Source organism: Paenibacillus sp. sgz302115 (assembly GCF_056120445.1).
Window position 1 is genome coordinate 449,073 of record NZ_JBVYOK010000003.1, and the last position, 18,206, is coordinate 467,278.

Genomic DNA, 18,206 nt, shown 5'->3' on the forward strand with positions numbered 1-18,206 from the left:
TGTTTCCGAGGCTTGTTACCGGTAATGCGGGCAAAACCACAGTGGAAATGATACATTCATTGCCATTGTTGTTTTGCCCTTTTTTATTCCTCAAAAAAAACAGGTGGTCTAATGTGATAATCAAACAAATCTTCAACAATAACATCGTCAGCACACTCGATGAGAAGAATCAGGAGCTGCTGATCCTCGGCCGGGGAATCGGGTTCCAGTTCCGTGCAGGCGACCGGATTGATGAACAGCGGATTGAGAAAGTGTTCCGCCTTCAGGATTCATCCATATACGAACGCTTCAAGGCGATTGTTACGGAGATGCCGATTGAGATACTGCAGGTGACCGATGATATAGTCAGTCTGGCACGGATGCAGCTCAACAAACAGATCAGTGACGGGATTTACGTATCGCTTTCGGATCATATCCACTTTGCGGTGCAGCGGCTGGAGCGGGGGCAGATTGCCCGCAACCCGTTGTCCTGGGAGGTGCAGCATTTCTACAAGGCTGAATATGATGTGGCGAAGGAAGCGCTGACCATTTTGAAGGAACGGCTCGGGATTGCATTTCCGAAGGACGAGATTTGCAATATCGCGCTTCATTTCATCAATGCCGAGGTCAATGATTCCATGAATGATGTGACCCATCTGATGCAGCTGCTGCAGGAGATTATGAACATCATCAAATATCATTTCGGCGTGGATATGGATGAGGACAGCGTCAACTATTTCAGATTCATTACGCATCTCAAATATTTCTGCCAGCGGGTGATTACCCATTCCAGCCATGACGACACAGAGGAGTATTTGTATGAGGTGGTCCGCAAAAACTATCCCGACACCTTCAAGTGCATCCGCAAGATTGAAGCGTTCATTCTGAAAAATTACGAGTATGTTATGACGCATTCCGAGCAGTTGTATCTGACACTGCATCTGGAGCGGCTGATGAAATCGAAATAACAAGGGGCTTGTTACTGTTCAATCAGGCAAAACCCGGATGAAGCACGGCACGCGTATATGCGCGGAGCCCCGTGTTCATTCGGGTTTTTTTGTTACCAAATTATTGGGAGGGAACACAATGAAACATCAAGAAACAGCACAGCAAATCGTCAAGTCTGTGGGCGGAGTGTCCAATGTCAATTCAGTGTACCACTGTGTGACGCGGCTGCGCTTCGATCTTAAGGATAACAACAAGGCTGACCAGGCGGCTCTAAAAAAGCTGGATATGGTTATGGGCACCAACATCTCGGGCGAGCAATTCCAGGTCATCATCGGCAATGATGTGCCCAAGGTATACGATGAAATGGTCAAGGAATTCCCGGCTCTGAAGCAAAGTGCGGAAGGCGGCAAGCAAGCGGGCGAAAAGAAACAGAATGTCATTCTGAAAATATTCGAGACGATTGCAGGCGTATTCGCGCCGATGCTGCCGGCCATTACCGCCGCCGGTATCCTCAAAGGGCTGCTCGCCTTATTCGTAACCTTGGGCTGGATGTCCTCGGGAACGGACACGTACCGGATTCTGTCCGCCATCGGCGATGGCGTGTTCTACTTCCTGCCGATTCTGATCTCAGTCAGCGCGGCGCGGAAATTCGGCAGTAATCCGTTTATTGCCGTAGGACTGGGCGCGGCGCTGATGTACCCGGATATGGGGACGCTGCTGTCGAGCGGTAACCCGGTGCATTTTATCGGCATTCCGGTTACAGCCGTATCCTACGGTTCTTCCGTCATTCCGATTCTGCTGGCTGTCTGGCTGCTGTCCTATTTGGAAAAGGCTGTAGACCGGATCATTACACCTTCCCTGAAGCTGCTGCTGGTTCCGCTCATTTCGCTGCTGATCATGGTTCCGGTTACGCTGATTGCCATCGGACCGCTGGGCACACTGATCGGTGACGGCTTATCCGGCGGCATCAACTGGCTGCTTACAGAGGGCGGACTATTCTCGGGGATTATCCTTGGCGGAGCGATGGCCCTGATCATCATGACCGGAATGCATTATGCACTGGTCCCGGTTATTATCAGCAATCTGGCGACACTCGGCTTCGATAAATTCCTGCCGCTGACCTACATCTCCAACATGGGTCAGGCTGGCGCAACGATGGGCGTGTTCCTGCGGGCGAAGGACAAAAAGCTGAAATCCGTCGCCTTGTCTACCAGTGTTACCGCCTTGATGGGTGTAACTGAACCGGCAATGTACGGTGTCAATATGAAATACAAGAAACCGTTTATCGCTGCGATGATCGGGAGTGCTGCGGGCGGCGGCTTTGCCCTGGCGTTCGGAGTCAAGGCATATGCCCTGGCCGGCAACGGCGGGATTCCGGGACTTCCGGGACTGGTTGGACAGACCTTCTGGTACGCGCTCGGCGGTATGGCGATTGCCTTTGTGATCGCCGCTGGGGTCACGGTTATGCTCGGCTTCAAGGAAGACGCCGATGATGCTGAACAAATTTCCGCGAGCATTGCTCCTCCGGCAGCCCCGGCTCCGGCGGCGGTTCCTGAGGAAGCGGCAACCGCGAATGCGGACGACACGGCATATGCCCCGATGACGGGCAGAGCGGTTGAACTGAAGGAAGTGAACGATCCTACCTTTGGCGATGAGCTGATGGGGAAAGGGATTGCCTTTGTGCCATCGGTTGGCGAGCTGGTAGCTCCAATCAGCGGCACCGTCATGAATGTCTTTAAGACCAAGCATGCGATGGTGATCCGCAGTGCAACCGGCATGGAGCTGCTGATTCATGTCGGCATTAATACTGTGAAGCTGCGCGGGCAATTTTTCGAAGCCCATGTGCAGACCGGTGATCAGGTGAAGGCAGGCGATAAGCTGCTGACCTTTGATCTGGAGCAAATCGCGCAGAATTACGATATCACTACCGCGATGGTAGTTACCAATACCGCAGATTACAAGCAGATTCTCCCGCTCAAGCTGGGAGAGGTTGGCTTTGGCGAGCCGGTGCTGAAGGCGGAACTATAATCTAAGCAGACAAGGAGATGGGCAAATTGAGCAATCAACAAGGATTTCCGGAAGGGTTTCTGTGGGGCGGCGCCATTGCCGCCAATCAGGCGGAAGGCGCTTATGCTGAAGACGGCAAAGGCCTGTCCACCGCCGATATGGTGCCGTATTTTAAGAAAAAGGATTATACCAATCTTAAAGAGCTGATGCATGTCACCAGTGAATCCATTCAGCGGTCCATGCAGATTACGTCGGCCGAAGGCTATCCGAAGCGTTACGGGATTGATTTCTATCACCGGTACAAGGAGGATATCGCTTTGTTCGGCGAGCTGGGCTTTAAGGTGTTCCGCATGTCGATCAACTGGCCGCGCATTTTCCCGAACGGCGATGATGCGGAGCCAAATGAAAAAGGGCTGCAGTTCTATGACGACATGTTCGACGAAATGCGCAAATATAATATCGAGCCGCTTGTTACGCTCTCCCATTATGAGATGCCGATGTCGCTTGTGCTGAAGTACGGCGGCTGGAGAAACCGCAAGGTCATTGCCTTCTATGAGAAATATGCCGAGACCGTGATGAACAGATATAAAGATAAGGTTAAATATTGGCTGACCTTCAATGAGATCAATACTACCGTCATCGAGCCTTTCACCGGCGGGGGTGTGGTTGAGGACACAGTAGAGAATATCCGCGAGGCATCCTACCAGGCGCTGCATCATCAATTTGTGGCGAGCAGCCTGGCTACCAGAAAGGCCCGGGAGATCAATCCTGACTTCAAGATCGGCTGCATGCTGGCGCGGATGATTCATTATCCGGCAACCAGCAGCCCGGAGGATGTGCTGCAGGCACAAGTGGATAATCAGCTCAACCTGCTGCATACGGATGTTCAGGCGAGGGGAAGCTATCCTCCGTTCGTGAAACGGTATTTTGCTGAGAATAACATTCAGCTTGCTGTGGAGCCGGGAGACGAGCAATTGCTGCGGGAGCATACCATAGACTTCATCTCCTTCAGCTACTATACCTCGCTGATTTCAACCGTGAACCCGGAGAAATACGGCGTGACTGGAGGCAATCTGTTCAGCACGGTGAAGAACCCGAACCTGCAGATTACCGAATGGGGCTGGCAGCTTGACCCGATTGGTCTGCGCATTGTGCTCAAGGAGCTGTACGACCGATACCAGCTTCCGCTGTTTGTCGTGGAGAACGGCCTGGGAGCCAAGGACAAGGTGGAAGAAGACGGGTCGATCATCGACGACTACCGGATTGACTATTTGCGCAAGCATATCACACAGGTGAAGGAAGCCGTTCTGGACGGTGTCGATGTGATGGGCTACACCAGTTGGGGGGCCATTGATATTATCAGCGCCTCCACCTCTGAGATGTCCAAGCGTTACGGCGTGATCTATGTCGATCAGGACGATGAAGGGGGCGGAACGCTGAATCGGCTGAAGAAAAAGAGCTTCCACTGGTATAAGCAAGTGATTGCCTCGAACGGTGCTGATCTGGACTGATCCCAAGATAAGCGCCGTCTCGATAGCAGATATAAAAAACAGTATGCAGCCTGAACGGTATCAGGGCTGCGTACTGTTTTTTTGTGGGCATTTTATTTCACTAGATAAGTTGAACTTAAAAAAAACCATAAAAAGGTAGGAGTGCGGAGGGGAAGTTTGGAACTGGAGGAGCGAATGCGTCCGCCTTTATGTTTGGATTTCTACCGCGATCAGCGGTTCCAGTCAGAGAAATCCAAACATAACAGCGGCCGGAAGTCCAAACATTCCCCGCAGTTACGACCGGACCATAATATGAAAATCTATAGTTCAACTGATATAGATTTCTCAAAAAGGAAAAAAAGTTGTGATAGAATGATAGAGAATATGTCGTGAAAAGTCGAAAATAAGGGGTAAAGTTAACATGAACGTACCACGTACTAAGCTTCATGCGGGTAAACGCTCCTCTTATCTGCGAAGATTTTCGATTAAAAACAGGTTGCTCGGCGCTTTTTTTATCACTTCATTGCTGCCCGTCATCTTTGTCACCTTTTATTCCAACGTCAGGTACGAGGACTCGATATCGGAAAAGCTAAGCGCTTTCTCCATGCAGGTCCTATCCGAATCGGCGGTAAACGTATCGCGGGAGCTGGCCCAGTATGAGACGCTGAGCGAATCCATCATCGTGAACCAGGAGCTGCAGAACGGGCTGAAACGGGCGAAATCCATGACCGATTATGAGCGCAATGAATTCCAGACCAAGATCAACAACGTGCTGGGTGAGCAGGTGTTCAGGCTCAGCAATCTGTCCAATGTGGTCGTGCTAACCGAGAGCATGGACACCTTTTTTGATTTGGGCTTTGAGTGGTATCCCGGCAGCCAGGTTGCGGAGTCAATCAAGCGGATCAACCCGTTTGAAGGCAATACGACGTGGAATTATTTGCGCTCGAACCGCGGCGCCGACAAAATTGCGCTCAGCCGGGTGATTTTCTCAGCGGATAATCTGAATCAAAAAATCGGCTATCTGATCATCGTAATCGACGGAAAGGTCTTCACACGGAATACATATGAGCATGTGGATCTCGGAACGGGCGGGAAGCTGTATATTGTTGACGGTTTCGGAACAGTCGTATCTTCGGCTGATCCGAATATCGCTCAAGGTACAACCTATAAGCAGGAGGAGGTGTTCGGGAAAATAGCTAAAGGCCAAGCGAACAAGTCTTTCTACACGCAAATTGACGGCAAAAGAGTTCTGGTGACGAACACCTATATCCGTTCCGCCGACTGGTATATGGTTGGACTGATTCCGCATACGTATATTGTCTCGGAGCTGCTGGAGATCCGGGGCAATCTCCTGTACATCAGCCTGATCATTCTGCTGCTCTCGACCCTGATGGCCATGTGGGTGTACAGGAGCATCAGCACCCCGATGCGGGAGCTCCTGCAATATGCCAAGCATATCAAGCTGGGCCGTCTCGATTTCAGCCTGTCCTCCGAAACGCCGCCCGATGAAATGGGCAAGCTGACCGAAACCATCGCCCAGATGGTCGGCCAGTTGAAGCGGCTGATTGATCAGGTCGGGCAGGAGCAGAAGGCCAAGCGGGACGCGGAGCTTAAAATGCTGCAGGCGCAGATTAACCCGCATTTTTTGTTCAATACGCTGAATTCGCTGAAATGGAGCGCGATGATGAGCGGCAACACCATTGTCGAGGAGGGCATCGGCTCACTGTCCGAGCTGCTGCACAATACCATACTGGATCAGGAAGAGATGATTCCGCTACGCAAAGAGATCGACAACCTGCTGCACTATGCGGTGATCCAGCGGATCAGGTACGGCCAATCGTTTGAGCTGAATTGCACGGTGGAGCAGGATGAGCTGTATGAATGCCTTGTCCCGCGGTTCATCCTCCAGCCCATTGTCGAGAACTCCATTCTCCATGCCGGAGGGGACGAAGGCCGCGTGGTCAAAATCAGCGTGGAAATTGCAAGTGCGGACGGAATCCTGCAACTGATCGTAGCGGATAATGGAAAAGGCTTCGACCTCAAGGAGGTTCAGAACCGCAGGCATGCAGGTAACAAGCTCTCGGGCATTGGGATTGTGAACGTAGAGGAACGCATTCATATGTATGTCGGTGAGCCGTATGGCATGCTGACCCGGAGTGAACCGGGCAAAGGAACCATGACCGTCATCCGGCTGCCGCTAAAACAGAAGGAAGGGTAGATGCTTATGTACAAGGTGCTGATTGTGGATGACGAGATGATCGTTAGGCATGCGGTGAAATCGCTGATACGCTGGGAGGGCAGCCGGTTCGAATATGTGGGCTCGGCGGCCAACGGGGCGGCGGCTCTTGAGATGGTCCAGCGGACTGAACCTGACATTGTGATCACCGACATTAAAATGAGCGAAATGGACGGTCTGGAGCTGATCAAGCTGCTGATGAAATCCTCCTTCGGCGGCGAGGTGCTGGTGCTCAGCAACTATAATGATTTTGATCTGGTCCGGGAGGCGCTGAGATGTGGCGCACATGACTACATGCTCAAGCTTACGCTGAAAACGGAAAATTTCATGGCCGCCCTGGAGGAGATTGCCCTGAAGCTGGATCAAAAGCATGATCACAGTAAAAGCCCTCTTCTCCACGAGGCCGGACAGAAGAATACGAAGGCAGTGGTGGAGGACTGGCTGCGGGAGATCGACTCCGGTACTGGTACGCATGGCGAGCAGGCCGGCAAAGAAGCGCTGCTGGAAGTGCTTGCGGGCCATCCTGCACTGCATGCCTACGCATTTTGCATACATAATCTCGAGCATTCCTCCCGCGGACGGGAGACCTCCCGCCATCAGGAGACGCTTCACAAGATCGCAGAGGGGCTGTTCCCCGGAAATCACGGCCTGTATGTCGTGCCTGCGGAGCCGGGCCGGTTCTTGATGCTGATCGTGTCACCCATTCCATCGTCAGACGCTGGCTTTCCAAATGCCGAAGAGCTGGCCCAGCGGATCAAGGGCTTGTCCAAAATCTATTATAATATGGAGATTTGTATCATTTACGGCAACCCTGCTACCGCTTATGAAGGGATCGCCGGGCAGATCAGGCTGAACAAGGCGGCCGATTATCTTTCTTTCTACAGCAAGCACCAGGATAAGGGCATATTTAATGGTGCCGCCGCTGAACGGAGTGAAGAAGACAGTGAGTTTAGAACGCTGGAAAATCAATTAAAGATCAGCTTGCGCCACTCCGGCGGAACCGAGATAGACCTGTGGCTGGAAAGTGCATCTGTGCTGATCCGGGCGTCCGCCGATTTACGCATCCCGCCCAATTCCCTGAAGAGAGCGATCATCGGAGGGGTATGGGGCATCGCCAATTCGAGCATTGTCGGCAGGGAAGCCGCATGGAACGAAACCCGGTGGATTCAGCTCATTGAAGCCGCCCTTACAGACTCGCAGCTCATGCTCATCATTCAGGACATGTACGATGAAGTGATGGGCATGATCGGAAGGAACGCCGGACAGAAGTATATGCGCGAGGAAATCAGGCAGGCCAATGCCTATCTGGAAAAGCATTTCTCAGGGCGGGTGTTTATTTCCGAGGTGGCGGCGCATGTCGGATTTTCCGAGCCTTATCTGTGCCAGGTATTCAAAGCCGAAACGGGCTCAAGCATCCTGACCCGGCTCAATGAGATCCGCATGCTGAAGGCTTATGAAATGCTGTCCTCCGGCAATTATTTGATCAAGCAGGTGGCGATGGAGGTCGGCATCCCGGACCCGTTTTATTTCAACCGTCTGTTCAAAAAAAAGTTCGGGGTAGCCCCGAAGACGGTGAAGAATATCCAGGACCGGTAAAATGGACGATTTTAAGAAGAAGTAAAAGAAAGTTTAGTTTTCATGAATTTCATAGCTATTCTTTCATAGGGAGTAAGCTTTGTGCATAAAATCGTCCATTAACCTCCGTTCTTTTGTTAATATGTAGCAGCCCCTTGCAATTCTATAATTAGAGACATCCAAAACCAGAAAGGGGTCAAATCAAGATGTCGATTAAAAAATGGACTGCCCTTGCTTCTACAGCCGTGCTGATGGCTGTACCGCTTGCCGGCTGCGGCTCTGATAATTCGGGCAACGCTGCTCCTTCCGCTTCGGCTGCGGCTGAAGCAACTGCGGAGGCTTCGGCCAGCGCAGCGCCTGCAGGGGAGACGTTCGATAATCCCGAGCTGAACATCGCAGTATTCCAGGGCGGATATGGCCGTGAATATTGGGACAGCGTTGCCGCCGAGTTCATGAAGGATCATCCGGGCACCAAAATCAACATTACCGCAAGCCCCAAAATCGCCGAGCTGGTCCGGCCCAAAATCGTTGCCGGGAATCCGCCGGATTTCATGTACATCTCCGGAAGCGACAACACGCCAATTCTGGACGGACTGGTTAAAGACAAGGCGCTCCTGGATTTGACGGATGTCTTTGAATCAAATACAGAAGCGGGTACACCGCTGAAAACGCAGATCTTGCCCGGAGTGCTGTCGTCCAGCTCGATTTCTCCTTACGGAGACGGCAAAATATATTTGGCCCCTTACAATTTTGGTGTGATGGGCCTCTGGTACAACAAAAATCTGTTCGACACGAAGCAAATCCAGCCGCCGAAGACCTGGGATGAGCTGTTCGCCGATAATGCGGTCGCGAAGGAAAACAACCGTGCACTGTTCACCTATCAGGGGCTCTATCCGGGATATCTGGAGGAAATGATTGTTCCCGCGATTGCCAGCGCCGGCGGTCAGGAGGCGTTGAAGCAATTTTTCAACTATGACCCGGAATTCTGGAAGAGCGAAACCTATAAGAAGGTGTGGGGACTGCTTGAGAAAATCGCCTCTGAAGACAACGCGCTTATGAAGGGCACGGTAGCTCTCAATCATACCCAGTCCCAAACCGCCTTCCTGCAGGGCAAGTCGCTGTTCATCCCGAACGGTACCTGGTTCGAGGATGAAATGAAGGATGCACCGCGTGAGGACGGCTTCCAGTTCGGATTCCTCGGCGTGCCTTCACTGGGAAGTGACGGCAAGGTCATGGCGCTGACGCAAGTCGAGCAGATGGTTATTCCCGCCAAAGCCAAAAATCCCGAGCTGGCCAAAGCGTTCCTGAAATACCTTTACAGCGAAAAGAGCATCAAGCTGAACGCGGAGAAGGCCAAGGGAGTTATGGCGGTCAACGGTGCGCCTGATCTGGTCAAGGAATATATTTCCGAAACCACCTACAATATTTATAAAGCGGTAGACAGCGGAATGGTCGCCGTCAGCGGCTCCTTCAAGCCCGTAGCGAAGGGAAGCAAATATAACCCCAGCGACGAAGTGTACAAACCGATTTCCTCCATTATGAGCAAGCAAATGACCCTGGATGAATATTCGGATAAGCTGTACAAGGTCTACACCCAAATTCAAAAAGAACTGCAAGACCAAGGCCAGCAGTAAACCTCCTTGCTAGTACAGAAACCTGCCTTTTAATGTAAGGGCAGGTTTTTTGTATAACATTATGGCGGATGCCCCAAGAAAACGGAGCCCGCCAGGAAAGGAGGAGCTTGCTGCAACACCGGTTAGCTGAAAGGGATCACCAGAATAAGGAGGAATCAAATTGAAAAAGATTTACTCGCTGGTATTATCGCTTATTGTAATCTCATCCCTTGTGTTCACCGTGGGTCCGGTTCAAAACGCCGACGCTGCCGGAACCACTTACTATGTCGATTCCGCGAGCGGCAATGATTCTGCTAACGGCACCACTGCCGCCACGGCCTGGAAATCACTTGCCAAGGTCAATGCGACAACCTTTCAGCCGGGGGACCAGCTCCTGTTCAAATCCGGCGGGGTGTGGAATGGACAGCTCTGGCCCAAGGGCTCGGGAAGCGCGGGACTGCCGATCAAGATTGACCTGTATGGAGGCACGGTGCGCCCGATCATCAACGGGGGAGGCATCCAGCGTGACTATCAGGCCACAGGAGCTGTGATGCTAAGAAATCAGCAGTACTGGGAAATCAGCAATCTGGAAGTCACCAATGACGATAATTTTGATGTCGATCTGACCACAGTAACCTATCAGAACAGCAAGCCTTCGAATATCCGCGACGGAATATTGGTCGTGCTGGATACCGATCAGGTTCCCGCCGGGGGCGACACAATCATGGACCATATCTATATCCATGATAATTATGTGCATGATGTTGACAGCCCCAACCAGTGGCCGAACCAATACGGCAATGCTTCCTTTAACGGCGGGATTATGTTCTATGTTATTGGATCGCTGAAGCAGAATATGACCTTTAATGATGTGCGTATCGAAAACAACACCATTGAAAAGGTTGATTTGCTGGCGATTGCCAACTTTAACTACACTACGCCTTCGGCTTTTCAGGATGAGGTGGACACGTACAACCTCTGGCAGACCAACATCTACATCGGCCACAACTATATGCGCAATATCGGCCAGGGTGCGATTGATATCTGTGATGCCAAGGATGCTGTCGTTGAATACAACGTGGTCGACGGCTGGTCCCGCCGCTACAATGCGGAGAGCGCCGGGATTTATCCCTGGAAATCCCGCAATGTGATTTTTCAGAACAATGAGGTGTACGGGGGGCCGACTACTACCGGAGCGAACAACGGGGATGGGACCGCTTTTGATTTTGACTCCCCCAATGTGGACATCGTCTATCAATTCAATTACACGCACAACAATCCTATGGGCTGGATGTCCTACCTGGGCAGAAGCAGCAACAATATTGCCCGCTACAACATCAGTGACGACAATGCGGCTTATCTGATTAAATTCGGCTGGTTCGATGTCGATAGCTCGGCTACGTATTTCCTGAATAATGTGTTTATTTATGACGGGGCCGTGACCAAATTTACCAGCTCGAATGCCAATCTGGCTTCGACTTACTTCAAGAACGTCCCTTATTACTTCTACAACAATGTTTTCTATGACAAAAACAAGCCTTCCTCCAGCTTCTGGCCGAGCAGTCCAAGCGCCTACGGAACAGCTGTGTTCAGAAATAACGCCTTCTATGTGGCGAATGGCAGCCATGCTGCCGGTGAGCCGAACGATGCGGCCAAGGTCATTACACCGCCGCAGATGGTGAACCCCGGCCAAGCGCCGACTACCGGTGCGAACGGCTATACAAGCGGCGCTACCGTCTGGAACGGCTACAAGCTGCAGGATACCTCTCCGCTCATCAATGCCGGGCTATATGTGCCGCAATTGGGCAGCAAGGATTTCTACGGGAACCCCGTGTATAAGGGCTCGGCGCCTGATATCGGCGCATTTGAATCCACAGTGGAAGGCGGATCGACAGACCCGGTGTCCGTAACGGTTGGAGGAACGGTTACAGCCAGTTCAACAAGCAGCCCTTCCGGGGAAGAAAAGGAGAAAGCATTCGACGCGAACCCTTCCACGAAATGGCTGATCACCACGAACAGCGGCTGGATTCAGTATAAATTTGCCACAGGGGTAACCCAGACGGTCACCTCCTATTCCATTACTTCAGCCAATGATGTTCCGGGCCGCGACCCGAAGAACTGGACCCTGCAGGGCTCGAATAACGGCACAAGCTGGACCACGCTGGATACGAGAACGAATGAAGCTTTTGCAAGCCGGTTCCTTAAGAAGACCTATACGTTCAGCAATACAACCGCCTATGCATACTATAGATTAAATATATCTGCTAACAACGGAGAACCGCATATGCAACTGGCGGAAATCGGGCTTTACAACTAACCATGCACAGGGCTGCCTCGGGTCCGTCAGTGATGGAACTGCGGGGCAGCCCCTCTTTTATACGGCAAACCTGTACAATTTTAAGATATGCCTTAGAGCTGACATCATTAGTGAGAATGCTTGCAAATAGCGCTTAAAATCCTCCATGAACATCCTTCCTTTTGTTAATATGGCGGATTGGCGTTCAAACCTATAATAAGAGCATCCAGAAGAAAGGGGCTGCAACATCATATGACTCGGACAAAGAGACTGCACAGCGCTGAAGCAGCGGAGGGTTGGATCAAATTATGACAATGAAGACGAGGAGAAGCCTGTTTATTGCCTTATGCCTGCTGCCGGGGCTGGTCTTGTTTCTGTTGTTCAAGGTGTACCCGACGGTGCAAATTTTTCAAAAATCATTGTATCTGTGGACCGGACTCAGCGATAAGCCGAAGTTTATCGGATTGAAGAACTATGTGGACATGTTTCAGGATGACACGTTCCTGCTGTCCCTCAAAAACACCGGGCTGCTGATGCTGGTCGTACCGGTAATCACCTTGCTGATCGCCTTGGTGAATGCCTCCATTCTGACGAAATCCAAGCTGAGGGAGCGCAGCCTGTACCGCACGGTATTTTTCTTCCCGAGCATCTTATCGTTTGTGGTTATTGCCATTCTGTGGTCGTTTATTTACCATCCGACGATGGGCTTTCTGAATGCCGGACTGGAAACGGTCGGACTTGGCAAATGGGCGCTGCCCTGGCTCGGAGACCAGCGGGTCGTGCTGTGGGCGCTCGCGGTCACACTGATCTGGCAGGCGGCAGGCTATTATATGGTCATCTACATGGCCGGAATTGATGGCATTTCGCCCGATCTGTATGAAGCGGCAGAGCTTGACGGCGCCACGCGTATTCAGCAATTTTTCCATATCACCATCCCGATGCTCTGGGAGATTATCCGGGTGACGATTATTTTCAGCATTAACGGTGTGCTCAGCATCAGCTTTGTCATTGTTTCAGTCATGACTGCGGGCGGGCCGGACCACCATTCTGAGGTCGTTATGACCTACCTGTATACCCAGGCCTTCGCCAATTCGAACTTTGGTTATGCGATGGCAATCGGCGTGTTTATTTTCATCATCTCCATGATTTTGGCGTTACTTAGCAACAGGCTGACCGAAAGGGGATCGCACTAACTATGGCTGCTGAGCAGACTTTTCACCGTCCCAAAAGAACCTACGGCGCTCTTATCGGCAAAACCCTTCTCCGCCTGCTGCTCATTGTGCAAACCATCGCGGTGGTCTATCCGCTGCTGTGGAATGTGATGGCATCTTTTAAGACGAATGCGGAAATTATGGATAATCCCTGGAAGCTGCCGGGGGGCATTGAATGGATCAACTATGTGCATGCCTTTACCACTGCCAAGATCGGGGACTACATGCTGAATTCCGTGCTGGTTGTGATCCTGTCGATGTCCATCCTGCTGGCAGCCGCTGTGCCTTCAGCCTATGTGCTGGGGAGAATGCGGTTCCGCGGACGCTCCTTCTTCAATAATTTTTATATCGCCGGGCTGTTTATCGGGGGCGTGTATGTCATTGTGCCGCTGTTTATCCTGATGAACAATCTGCATATGCTGGACAACCGTTTTTGGCTGAGCGCTGTGTATGCAACCGGAAGTCTGCCTTTCTCTATTTTTCTGCTGACCGGCTTCATGAAATCCATTCCCCACGACTACGAAGAAGCGGCAATGATTGACGGCTGCGGCTATTTCAGCACCATGCTCCGCATTATTGTGCCGATGGCCCGGCCCGGGATTATTACTTTGATTGTGTTCGGCTTTTTCGATTTCTGGAACGAATATGTGATGGCAATGACTTTCATCAGTACAGATGCCAAAAAAACCATTCCGGTAGGCCTGTCCAATCTGATGCAGATTCAGCAGTATGCCACGGACTGGGGCTCCTTGTTCGCCGGTCTTGTGATCGTTCTAGCTCCGACTATCCTGATCTACGTACTGCTGCAAAAGAAGCTGACCGAGGGCATGATGCTGGGCGGGGTAAAAGGCTAGGGGGTTCAGGCTAAAGGCTAAGGGCTTCGGGCTATGCCGGTCAGGGCAATCGCTTACGGAATGAACCGCGAGATCGCGAGAGTGGATGAAGTGGAAAAAGTAAACCTAATTTGCGGATTTCACCGATTTTGTGGTGATTAGATGGAAAAAGTAGACTTAATTCTCTCCATTTCCATCCATTCAGTGATTTTGAGAGGAAATAAGTGGAGTTTTTCCCGCTAATCATCCGGGGGGACGTCAGTCAACACAATAAAGTGGAGAAATTCCACTTCGGTTATTTATTCCTGAAACTTTAAAGGCAAGGGTTTAAAAAAATCCGTAAGTGATTGTTCTGCTATACCGGTATGAGCGTTTAAGAAGTCATGCGGCGGGAGGAAGCGGAAATGAAGGTCATCAAGTGGGTGTTCTGTTTCAGTGTTCTTGCAGCAGTGATCATCATCGGGGTTATCCGGCTGCCTGCCTCATCCTCTGAATCTGATGCAGCGGCTGAACCGGGACCAGGCAAAGTTATTCTGTATGTGAATGGCGCACCTGTAACGAGGCAGGAGTTCCAATTGTATATGGACAAGGAGCGAGGCTCGGTTACCAACTATTTCAGTGTCCAGCATAACGCCGAGGACCGGGGGAACTACTGGACTACCGAGTTTGGCGGTGAGCGGCCCATCGACAGGCTGAAAAGCCGTGCCGCCGAAGAAGCGGCCAAGGGCAAGTTGCTGCAGACCCTCGCGCTGGGCAAAGGTGTGGCGAAGCATACCGAGTTCGAACAATTATTGAAGGATTGGGCAAGCGGCAACAAGCAGCGTGAGCAGGACATAAGCAGCAGCAAAGCTGTTTTCGGTCTGGGTCAATACAATTTGAGCCAGTACTATCTCTACACTCTCAGCAATCTGAAGCTTGAGCTGGAGGAGCTGCTGGGCAAGTCGGAATTACAAGTAACCGCAGATGACATTAAGAGGGTCTACCAGGCGCATGCCAAGGAATATCAGAACCGGACCCGGCTGGACATCGAGGTGCTGTCCGTTCCTTATGCTGATGCGGAGGCGAAAAGCCAGGCGCTGCAAGCCATTCAGGCTGCGCTGGAGCGGCTCAATAAAGGGGAATCGCCGGAGTCCATCAGCCAGACCAATACTCAAATCCGGCTGCTCAAGAACACGGCGGTTGTCGATGAAGGGTCTAATCCGCTATCCTCGGAAGCTGTAATTATCCAGACTGCCATGAAGCTTGAGAAGGGTGGCTACTCCACCATTGGAGACAAGGGCGACAGCTATTCCATCGTCAAGCTGGTGAATAAAACCGCGAATTATGCCGTGCCCATAGAGGAAGTGGAGAGCCAATTAAAGGCGGAAGCGTTAAGCCGGAAATTCGCGGATTACTTGGAGCAGCAATATAGCCGGAGCGACGTGAAGCTGGAGCAAGAGAATTATGATGCAATTACAGCGCCTTAATGCGGATGCGATGTGTGGTTTTTAAGCTAAAAAGGCAGGAGTGGCGGAGGGGAAGTTTGGAACTGTAGGAGCGAATGCGTCCGCCTTTATGTTTGGATTTCTACCGCGAAGAGCGGTTTCAATCAAAGAAATCCAAACATAACAGCGGCCGGAAGTCCAAACATTCCCCGCAGTCACGGCTTAGCCTTTTCATATCATCTTTTCATTTCATTTTAACAATAAGGAGAGACATAGATGACCAAGCCTAAAGGAAGAGTAACCCTGCCAAGTGAAGAAGGCTTTGCAGCAGAGACCAGGGAAATCATGCAGCGCTGGGGCGCAGATGCCATCCGCGACAGTGACGGCACCAAGCTGGATGCGGAAATTAAGTCGCTGGATGCCAAAATATATACCGCCTATTTTCCGACCAGAGGCCATAATGAGTTCATCGGGCAGCATATGGAGGAGTGTCCGCAAATCTACCTGATGTCGGATTTCACGCTGGCACGGGCGGATGAGCTTGTGATAGATTTGCTTGAGTCGTATTACAGTGAGCAACTGGATGTGGACTATATCCATGACCCCAAGCAGTATTGGCAGGTAATGGACAGAACCTCCGGAGAGCTTGTGCCGGTGGAGAATTGGGCGGTTCAGCAGCCGAATAACAAAGTAGTCATTCAAAAAACTACGCCCTGGCATGAGTACACAGTCTCTTTTCTTGCTTATATCAAATGGGACCCGGTTCAAATGTACAACCACATCACCAACAACTGGGGCGACAAGCCGCATGAGATCCCGTTCGATGTGAAGCAGCCTCACTCCAATGCGTTCATACTGGATGCCATGAAGCAGTGGCTTCGGGACAATCCCGAGGTGGATGTGGTGCGGTTCACGACCTTTTTCTATCAATTCAGTCTTGTGTTCAACCAGTACGGGAAGGAGAAATTTGTAGACTGGTTCGGCTATGGGGCAAGCGTCTCCGTGGCTATGCTTGAGGACTTCCGCAAGGAGAAGGGCTATGCCCTGACTGCGGAGGATTTTGTGGACCAGGGGTATTACAATTCCTCCTTCCGTGTGCCGACAAAATCCTATATGGAGTATGTTGACTTTGTGTCCCGGTTTGTTTCGGTAGAGACGAAGAAGCTGGTGGATCTGGTGCATCAGAGCGGCAAGGAAGCGATCATGTTCCTGGGAGATCAGTGGATTGGCGTGGAGCCTTATGGGCCTTATTTTGAATCCACCGGTTTGGATGCTGTTGTCGGCAGTGTGGGCGACGGCACGACGCTGCGGATGATTTCCGATATTCCCCATGTAAAATATACCGAAGGACGGTTTCTGCCCTACTTCTTCCCGGATGTATTCTATGAGGGCAATGATCCGGTGGTGGAAGCCAGAGAGAACTGGATCACGGCGCGCCGGGCGATTCTCCGCAAGCCGATTGACCGGATGGGCTACGGCGGCTACTTGAGTCTGGCCTACAAATTCCCGGAATTTGTAGAGTATGTGGAGCAAATTACGGATGAATTCAGAGACATCCATGAGTATATCCGTGGGACCAAGCCGTATGCGGGCCTGAAGGTGGCCGTGCTGAATTGCTGGGGAGCCTTGCGGACCTGGCAGGCTTTTACGGTAGCACATAGCTTGTATTCCAAACAGGCGTATTCCTATTATGGAATACTCGAATCGCTGAGCGGAATGAGCGTCGATGTGCAGTTTATCAGCTTCGAGGATGTTCTAAGCAAGGGGATCGACCCTTCGATTGACGTGATTATAAATGCGGGCGATGTGCATACGGCATTTTCCGGCGGAGAAGTGTGGAAAAACACCCGCTTGATCGAACTGCTGCGGAAATGGGTGTACAGCGGCGGCGGGCTGATCGGGGTCGGCGAGCCTTCAGCTGTGTCACATCAAGGCCGGTTCTTTCAATTGGCCGATTTGTTTGGGGTGGACAAAGAGCAGGGCTTCAGCCTGTCCACGGACAAGTATTTCAGCAAGCTGACGGAAGGGCATTTTATCACCCGGAATATTACGGAATTCAGCTTCGGTGAAAGCATGAAGAACGTATATGCGCTTCATGAAGGGGTGAGCATTCTGGAATATTCCAATGGCGAAATCCATCTGTCCGCCAATCAGGCGGGCGAAGGCAGAGCAGTATACATCGCCGGTTTGCCTTACACTCCGCAGAATAGCCGGCTTCTCATGAGAAGCCTGTACTACGCCGCCGGTAAGGAAGATGAGCTGCAGAAATGGTACGCCGACAATCCAGCCTGCGAGGTGCATGCATATCCCGAGAACGGCACGTATGCTATTGTCAACAATTCACATGATCCGCAATCTACCACTGTCTACGACGGCGCGGGCAACACCTCATCGGTGCAGCTTGAAGCCGGGGGCATTTTGTGGAAAGAAATGTAGGCAGCGAAGCAAAAAGATACAAAGTGAACTGGAAAGCTAATCTAAATAAATTGAACTTAAAAATATCATAAAGGTAAAAGTAACGGAGGGGATTTTGGAACTGTAGGAGCGTCAGCGTCCGCCTTTGTCTGCGGATTTCTACCGCGAAAAGCGGTTTA

General features: G+C 51.4%; 11 protein-coding genes. All 11 read left to right on the plus strand.

Annotation, left to right across the window (positions count from 1 at the left end; translation table 11 throughout):
- Window positions 1–113 precede the first annotated feature (113 nt).
- The 11 genes from licT (at window position 114) to gnpA (ending at window position 18,048) form a co-directional block, all read left to right on the plus strand.
- Complete coding sequence (gene licT / locus AC0LWN_RS10145; RefSeq protein WP_474664823.1) at window positions 114–947, plus strand: BglG family transcription antiterminator LicT; 834 nt, start codon at window positions 114–116, stop codon at window positions 945–947.
- 118 nt (window positions 948–1,065) lie between these two features.
- Window positions 1,066–2,955: a beta-glucoside-specific PTS transporter subunit IIABC gene (locus tag AC0LWN_RS10150; RefSeq protein ID WP_474664825.1), complete on the plus strand. Its 1,890-nt coding sequence runs from the start codon at window positions 1,066–1,068 to the stop codon at window positions 2,953–2,955.
- A gap of 17 nt (window positions 2,956–2,972) precedes the next feature.
- The gene (locus AC0LWN_RS10155; RefSeq protein WP_474664827.1) at window positions 2,973–4,445 is read left to right on the plus strand and encodes a glycoside hydrolase family 1 protein; all 1,473 of its coding nucleotides are present in this window, start codon (window positions 2,973–2,975) and stop codon (window positions 4,443–4,445) included.
- A gap of 400 nt (window positions 4,446–4,845) precedes the next feature.
- The gene (locus AC0LWN_RS10160; RefSeq protein ID WP_474664829.1) at window positions 4,846–6,642 is read left to right on the plus strand and encodes a sensor histidine kinase; all 1,797 of its coding nucleotides are present in this window, start codon (window positions 4,846–4,848) and stop codon (window positions 6,640–6,642) included.
- The gene (locus AC0LWN_RS10165; protein WP_474664831.1) at window positions 6,643–8,256 is read left to right on the plus strand and encodes a response regulator transcription factor; all 1,614 of its coding nucleotides are present in this window, start codon (window positions 6,643–6,645) and stop codon (window positions 8,254–8,256) included.
- 185 nt (window positions 8,257–8,441) lie between these two features.
- Window positions 8,442–9,869 carry a carbohydrate ABC transporter substrate-binding protein gene (locus AC0LWN_RS10170; RefSeq protein ID WP_474664833.1) on the plus strand — a complete coding sequence of 476 codons (1,428 nt, stop codon included), beginning with the start codon at window positions 8,442–8,444 and terminating at the stop codon, window positions 9,867–9,869.
- 160 nt (window positions 9,870–10,029) lie between these two features.
- Window positions 10,030–12,165, plus strand: a complete 2,136-nt coding sequence (locus AC0LWN_RS10175; RefSeq protein ID WP_474664835.1) for a discoidin domain-containing protein — start codon at window positions 10,030–10,032, stop codon at window positions 12,163–12,165.
- A 287-nt stretch (window positions 12,166–12,452) separates the two neighbouring features.
- On the plus strand, window positions 12,453–13,337 hold the full coding sequence (locus tag AC0LWN_RS10180; RefSeq protein WP_474664837.1) for a carbohydrate ABC transporter permease: 885 nt from the start codon (window positions 12,453–12,455) through the stop codon (window positions 13,335–13,337).
- A gap of 2 nt (window positions 13,338–13,339) precedes the next feature.
- Window positions 13,340–14,209: a carbohydrate ABC transporter permease gene (locus AC0LWN_RS10185; RefSeq protein ID WP_474664839.1), complete on the plus strand. Its 870-nt coding sequence runs from the start codon at window positions 13,340–13,342 to the stop codon at window positions 14,207–14,209.
- Window positions 14,210–14,592: 383 nt separating this feature from the next.
- Window positions 14,593–15,654 carry a peptidyl-prolyl cis-trans isomerase gene (locus AC0LWN_RS10190; protein WP_474664841.1) on the plus strand — a complete coding sequence of 354 codons (1,062 nt, stop codon included), beginning with the start codon at window positions 14,593–14,595 and terminating at the stop codon, window positions 15,652–15,654.
- 234 nt (window positions 15,655–15,888) lie between these two features.
- A complete protein-coding gene (gene gnpA, locus AC0LWN_RS10195; RefSeq protein WP_474664843.1) occupies window positions 15,889–18,048 on the plus strand; it encodes a 1,3-beta-galactosyl-N-acetylhexosamine phosphorylase in 2,160 nt (719 codons plus the stop codon).
- Window positions 18,049–18,206: the final 158 nt, after the last annotated feature.

Excerpts from the sequence above, each read along its gene's own strand:
- AC0LWN_RS10150 (WP_474664825.1), top strand. The coding sequence starts at position 1,066 with ATGAAACATCAAGAAACAGCACAGCAAATCGTCAAGTCTGTGGGCGGA.
- AC0LWN_RS10155 (WP_474664827.1), top strand. The coding sequence starts at position 2,973 with ATGGGCAAATTGAGCAATCAACAAGGATTTCCGGAAGGGTTTCTGTGG.
- AC0LWN_RS10160 (WP_474664829.1), top strand. The coding sequence starts at position 4,846 with ATGAACGTACCACGTACTAAGCTTCATGCGGGTAAACGCTCCTCTTAT.
- AC0LWN_RS10165 (WP_474664831.1), top strand. The coding sequence starts at position 6,643 with ATGCTTATGTACAAGGTGCTGATTGTGGATGACGAGATGATCGTTAGG.
- AC0LWN_RS10170 (WP_474664833.1), top strand. The coding sequence starts at position 8,442 with ATGTCGATTAAAAAATGGACTGCCCTTGCTTCTACAGCCGTGCTGATG.
- AC0LWN_RS10180 (WP_474664837.1), top strand. The coding sequence starts at position 12,453 with ATGACAATGAAGACGAGGAGAAGCCTGTTTATTGCCTTATGCCTGCTG.
- AC0LWN_RS10185 (WP_474664839.1), top strand. The coding sequence starts at position 13,340 with ATGGCTGCTGAGCAGACTTTTCACCGTCCCAAAAGAACCTACGGCGCT.
- AC0LWN_RS10190 (WP_474664841.1), top strand. The coding sequence starts at position 14,593 with ATGAAGGTCATCAAGTGGGTGTTCTGTTTCAGTGTTCTTGCAGCAGTG.
- gnpA (WP_474664843.1), top strand. The coding sequence starts at position 15,889 with ATGACCAAGCCTAAAGGAAGAGTAACCCTGCCAAGTGAAGAAGGCTTT.